A 4610-nucleotide genomic window follows, 5' to 3' on the forward strand; every position below is an offset into this window, starting at 1 on the left:
GAGGTCCATATTGATGAACCCATCGCATAATCGTTGTGTGAGCCATGGATAAGCCTCGTTCCTCCATCATTTCCACCAGGTTACGGAAGCTCAAATTGTACCGTAGGTACCATCTTACTGTTAATAAGATTAGTTCCGGCTGATAATGCTTCCATTTGAACAAATTTTCCTTTTCCATATCGATCACACACCTTTTTCTAGAGTAATACTATCAGTATGTCCAAGGTTAGGAGATTACTTGCATGTATCTTGAATTTCTTGCACCGGAACCCTTTTTTGCGTAAGAGTTTTCATTTAGAGACACTCAAAAACCCGAAAAAAAATCAGAAAAATATTTATCAATACTTTATTACATAAGAAAAGTTTAAAATTTTTAAAAATAGCAAAAAAGTTGTGATATATTCCTAATATAGAATATTAAGGGAGAAATACTTATTATTACCATTAATCTAAGTATCTCCAATTTTTTATTTGGAACTATTAAGAAAATATTAGTTATATAGATATAAAAAGCGTATTATTCAGTAAAAAAATGCAAAAGGAGAATGAATATGTATAATCAATTAATACAACTTTTAGAAGAAGCCGATATACCTTATTCACAATATGAACATGAACCAATTTTAAATTATGATACAGATAGAAAGATTAGAGAAAGATTCAACTTGGAAGGAGTCCCAAGTAAAAGCTTATTTTTAAAAGACAAATCTGGAAACAATTATGTACTTGTTACCATTGAGGGAGAAAAATTAGATTCAAAACTTATGAAAGAGCTAACAGGCAAGAGAATTTCTATTTGTTCAGAAGAAGAGTTAATTGAAAAAACTTCTTGTGTTCCTGGGTGTGTAGCACCATTCGGATATCAAGAGGAAATTACCCTAGTTATAGATCGAAAAATTTATAACTATAATAAGTTTCTACTATCTCCAGGCGTACCTGAGCTAACAATTGAAATACACACAAAAGATATCGATAAAATTTTAGATATAGTGAAAAATAGTATTTTATTTTATGAGAAAAAATAATAAATTTATAGGCATACTAAGGAGGAGCTAGAATGGTAATACAATCTACCAAATCTTATTTGTATGATCAAAAAAGAATTCTTAAAGAACAAAGTATAGACTTCTTAGAAGATTGGAAAATACAATCTTTCAACAATTTTCATACTAGCATTATGGATAATTCTAAGCCATTCCCTTGTTATTTTGCAGTAGATTCTGAGAAACATGGATGGTCCAGATATTTATTTGCCGATTCGGCCTATGATGAAAGAGAGTTAATGAAACTTAGAGATGGGATTTATGAATATATAAAAACATATCAACAAATTGCAAAACGAACTACACTCGTAATATTTTTCAAGCCTTCAGATAAACAATTGATGGCTGAAGAGTATAAAAAACAATTCTGGAATGTACTACAATTTTTGATAAAACATGACCCTGAACCATGGAATCCAGAGATACCAGCAGACCCTTATCATGCTAAGTGGGAATTTTGTTTTGCGGGTGAACCCATATTTGTGGTCTGTAGAGCTCCTATTTATGCTGAGAGAAAGAGTAGATACACAGACACTGGTCTCGAAATTACTTTACAACCTCGAGGAACCCTGGATGATATTACAGGCGATACAAAACAAGGGAAACAAGTTCGTAAAGTCATTAGAAAACGATTGTTAGCATATGATGACATTTCAATTCACCCTGATATAGGTGATTATGGTACAAAAGATTCATACGAATGGAGACAATATATGTTACCCGAGACGAATGATGAAAGTGTAGTAAGATGTCCTATTACAGGCGCAAAGAAATATGATTAGCATGATATTTAGCTATATATTGTTAGGAGTTTCTCTTTCTGCTCCTGTAGGTCCAATTAATGTAGCTCAAATAAATAAAGGAATAAAGAATGGTTTTTGGAGTGCCTGGTTGGTAGGAGTAGGCGCAATGTCAGCAGATATAATTATGATGTTACTAATTTATTTTGGTGTTTCGACATATCTAACGACTCCAATTGCCCAACTTTGTATTTGGATTTTTGGTTTTATTACAATGCTTTACTTAGGATATGAAAGTATTAAAGATGCTCCTAAACAAGTACAGCATTCTTTAACAGGCGAAAAGGAACATCCCTTCAAATCCTTTCTATCCGGATTCGCCATTGCTATTTCAAATCCACTAAACATTGTATTTTGGATAGGGATTTATGGTTCAGTTCTCACTAATGCAATAAATACGATTGGGAAAGAACAGGCTTTATGGTATAGTACAGCTATTTTTGCAGGTATTATGTTGTGGGATTTATTTATGGCTACATCCATTCATTTAGGTAGACGATTTGTAAATCGTGTTGTTATGAAATGGATTTCCATTTCAGCAGGTATTATTTTAATTGGTTTTGGTATTTATTTTGGTTACCAAGCTGTGCTAGAAATCAAACATTTATTATAGAATTCTTAATAGGGATCACCATACATGCCCATCAACTTAAGAATTTTATAACACCCCAAAACAAAAAAATGCACATTTTCTCCTGGAGATGTCAATTTTTTCGTTTTGGGGTATTCGCTTTTCTTAGCTTGATGGTGATGGGGTCACTATACATGCCCATCAACTTAAGAAACTGGTTGTTCCCCAAAACGAAAAAAATGAGCTGAATTCTCATAAATAACTGTAAAATAATAAATTTTTTGTTTTGGAGCCTCTTCAAAATACTAGCTTGATGGCGATGCGGTGAGACCCCTAGAAAGAAAAGAGATAAGATCGGAGAATACGATCTTATCTTCAGCATAAGGAGTAAAACAAAAGGGAATAACTATCTTATTGTTATTATATTATATTTTTTAATATCAAAACCATAGATACCATTTATATCTATATTGAGAAATTTATTACAAAATTAGTTGTAAATGTTTAAAACCCGAAAGTAAACTTTTTAATATTTGTTTACATTCATATTCCCTTAATCATTTATTTAATCCTCGTCATCCTGATATCCTCAAAATACATACCGAAAGTATACATTCAAAACACTATAAATAAAGAGGTCAAAAACCATGAACAAAAAACCACATCTCATCAATGTCCAACCCATCCGTAGCAAAGAACAGATCGAAGATATGAAATGGACTCTTAAACGTCATTGTTCAGAACGAGACTATATTCTCTTTCTTATTGGAATTCATACCGGATTACGCGTCAGTGATCTACTCCAATTCGAAACACAAACTATAGTAAAGCTAAAACGAAAAAAAAGAAGAGAATTCAAGATTAAAGAGAGAAAAACAAAGAAGGAGCGCAGGATTAACCTTACTTCTATTTTTGATGAAGTCTATTCGTACACCCAAACACTAGAAAACACCTGGTTATTTCCTTCTCGAAAAGGAGACAAACACATTAGTAAAATCCAGACTTATCGACAATTACAAAAAGCCGGAGATTTTGCCGGTGTAGAATCTATAGGAACACACACTATGCGCAAAACCTTCGGTTATTGGTTCTATAAACAAACTAAAGATGTAGCCATGTTGCAAGACATACTCAATCACAGCACACCACAAATTACACTTAAATACATTGGTATCAATAAAGAAGAAAAAGATAATGTCCTTGATACATTCCTTATTTAATCCAAAAATATTAAAATATGAATACTATAAAAATTAACTATCTACTTCCCATCAAAATTATGGTAATCCTATTAAACCTGGGGTTACCCCTTCTACCTTTGCCCATTCAAACGAGCACTCAACTAGCATTTGATTCTTACACTTAATTTTTAATAAACCTTCTTCTTCTATCGTATTTATTTCAAAATAATCAATTATATTTTCTGTCCCTAAACCTTTTATTGTTAAATTATGAATAGTAAAGAAAGATATTTCTACATAAATTACATCCCACTTATTCCATCGTTTTGGCTTGTTTTCAACATTTTCCTTTGTCATCAATTGAATAACTAAAGTAGGACCATCTCTTTTAAGACGCACATCTAATAACTCTGATTCTTCAAACTTTGGTATTTTCCCAAAAATACTAATTAACGCTTGTGGATTTAAAAATTTAAATTGATCAATCATTTTTATACTCCCTATTTTTTATTTCTCTTCTCAAAATAATAATGATCCTCCATACCATCTACCTGTCCTGTTCGTGTATTGTATTCAGGTCTTACATTATGATGTGGTGGCTGATCTCCAATTCCACCTTCTCCAAACTTATGCCCCTCTGAATGATCTTGAATTATAATTTTTTGACCTTTTACTTCATATGTTAATTCTCGAGTCATAATAGGGGTCACCATACATGCCCATCAACTTAAGGTTTTGGTGTCCCCCCACAACGATAAAAATAAACTTGGTTGCCATAAAAGACATCACGTTTTCATTCTGAAAGCATTATAGAAGTTTAACCTAATATATAGCAGGTACCGACTATTAAGTAATGGGATTAGTCGCTACATCAATAAAGATAATTTAAATTAAAAAAACACCTTTCATTAATGTTGAGTGAAAGGTGTTTTGAATTTTTAATTATAATTCATCTTCTTCAGCTTTGTTATGATTATATTTACCAAATCCATACATACATAAACCGAAAAGTACC

6 protein-coding genes and 1 pseudogene are annotated in these 4610 nt (G+C 31.9%); 4 read left to right on the plus strand and 3 right to left on the minus strand.

The genetic code is table 11. From position 1 onward, the window contains the following. A pseudogene (locus C568_RS0129870) lies at positions 1 to 178 on the minus strand (IS6 family transposase); the annotation flags it as partial. Between the two features lie 373 nt (positions 179 to 551). On the opposite strand from C568_RS0129870, the gene C568_RS0129875 reads away from it, so the two are divergent. From C568_RS0129875 to C568_RS0129890, 4 genes are all read left to right on the plus strand, one after another. Then, on the plus strand, positions 552 to 1025 hold the full coding sequence (locus tag C568_RS0129875; protein ID WP_018783695.1) for a YbaK/EbsC family protein: 474 nt from the start codon (positions 552 to 554) through the stop codon (positions 1023 to 1025). A 32-nt stretch (positions 1026 to 1057) separates the two neighbouring features. Next, entirely contained in the window at positions 1058 to 1825 is a 768-nt protein-coding gene (locus tag C568_RS0129880) for a YqcI/YcgG family protein (protein ID WP_018783696.1), read from the plus strand. Then, on the plus strand, positions 1818 to 2456 hold the full coding sequence (locus C568_RS0129885) for a LysE family transporter (RefSeq protein ID WP_018783697.1): 639 nt from the start codon (positions 1818 to 1820) through the stop codon (positions 2454 to 2456). Before C568_RS0129880 ends, C568_RS0129885 begins: the two co-directional genes overlap by 8 nt. A 605-nt stretch (positions 2457 to 3061) precedes the next feature. After that, positions 3062 to 3634, plus strand: a complete 573-nt coding sequence (locus C568_RS0129890) for a tyrosine-type recombinase/integrase (protein WP_018783698.1) — start codon at positions 3062 to 3064, stop codon at positions 3632 to 3634. A gap of 57 nt (positions 3635 to 3691) precedes the next feature. On the opposite strand, the gene C568_RS0129895 is transcribed toward C568_RS0129890, so the two are convergent. Together C568_RS0129895 and C568_RS0129900 are read right to left on the minus strand one after the other, a co-directional pair. Beyond that, positions 3692 to 4084, minus strand: a complete 393-nt coding sequence (locus tag C568_RS0129895; protein WP_000566919.1) for an immunity 50 family protein — start codon at positions 4082 to 4084, stop codon at positions 3692 to 3694. A gap of 11 nt (positions 4085 to 4095) precedes the next feature. Next, positions 4096 to 4293 (minus strand): HNH/endonuclease VII fold putative polymorphic toxin, encoded by a 198-nt coding sequence (locus C568_RS0129900; protein WP_018783699.1) that lies wholly within the window; start codon positions 4291 to 4293, stop codon positions 4096 to 4098. Positions 4294 to 4610: the final 317 nt, after the last annotated feature.

Source organism: Bacillus sp. 95MFCvi2.1 (assembly GCF_000374965.1).
GTDB lineage: Bacteria > Bacillota > Bacilli > Bacillales > Bacillaceae_G > Bacillus_A > Bacillus_A pseudomycoides.